Source organism: Pseudolactococcus raffinolactis NBRC 100932 (genome assembly GCF_001591765.1).
In the GTDB taxonomy this organism is placed as follows: domain Bacteria; phylum Bacillota; class Bacilli; order Lactobacillales; family Streptococcaceae; genus Pseudolactococcus; species Pseudolactococcus raffinolactis.
The window spans coordinates 1-1129 of the sequence record NZ_BCVN01000091.1 but is presented as its reverse complement, the minus strand read 5'-3'; the positions used below and the strand labels follow the sequence as shown (position 1 = coordinate 1129).

1 protein-coding gene is annotated in these 1129 nt (G+C 34.5%); it reads left to right on the top strand.

The annotated features are described in order from the left end of the window. Positions 1–87: 87 nt before the first annotated feature. Complete coding sequence (locus LRA01S_RS10550; RefSeq protein WP_061775558.1) at positions 88–975, top strand: GRP family sugar transporter; 888 nt, start codon at positions 88–90, stop codon at positions 973–975. Positions 976–1129: the final 154 nt, after the last annotated feature.

Genomic DNA, 1129 nt, shown 5'->3' with positions numbered 1-1129 from the left:
TCTCTTGTTTTTTCCCGAAAAAAGAGTAATATAGAGATATGTTTAATTTTTTAAGTAAAAAATTATTTTAAGGAGGTAAATATAAACATGCAAGGAGTTCTTCTCGCGCTTGTTCCAATGTTTGCTTGGGGTTCTATCGGACTTGTAGCTAATAAATTTGGTGGTGATGCTAAACAACAAACGCTTGGAATGACTTTGGGCGCTTTTGTTTTTGCACTTATTGTTTTCTTATTCCGCATGCCAACGTTGACATGGCAAATTTTCTTAATTGGATTTATTGGTGGATTGCTTTGGGTAATTGGACAATTTGGTCAGTTTAATTCAATGAAATACATGGGTGTTTCAGTAGCAAGTCCGCTTTCATCAGGGAGTCAATTAGTAATTGGTGGCTTGATTGGGGTTTTTGCTTTCCACGAATGGACAAAACAAATTCAATTTATTCTCGGATTTATTGCGATGGCTGTTTTGGTAGTTGGGTTCTATTTCTCAGCTAAACGTGACCCAGAAAATGCAGTTGTTGAAGAAGGACGTAATTATACTAAAGGATTGACTGCTTTAACTTACTCAACTTTGGGATATGTTACCTATGTTATTCTTTTTAATAACTTAGCAGCACTTTGGTTCAATGTTCATTTTGATGCACTGACAATTATCTTGCCAATGTCAGTTGGAATGATCTTTGGAGCACTTGTGATGGGTCGTTTCAAAATTAAAATGGATAAATATGTCTATGAAAATATGATTGATGGAGCAATGTTTGGTGTAGGTAATATCTTTATGCTTATGGCTGCAAGCGCTGCTGGTAACGTAATTGCCTTTTCATTCTCACAATTAGGTGTTATCATTTCAACTATTGGAGGAATTCTCTTCCTTGGTGAAAAGAAAACCAAAAAAGAATTGGTTTATGTTGGAATTGGGATTGTTCTGTTCGTAACAGGTGCAATTTTACTTGCAATTGTAAATTCTAAAGGATAATAAAAAAGCTGTCAGTAAATTGACGGCTTTTTTTGTGAGTTAATTTTCTGACAAGTTTTCTGTCAGTAAAATTTTATAGTTTTTCATTAACGAAATTTACAAAATGATTCCAAAAAACCTTTGGAGCGCTACTACGGGGGACAGTTTTCTTAGC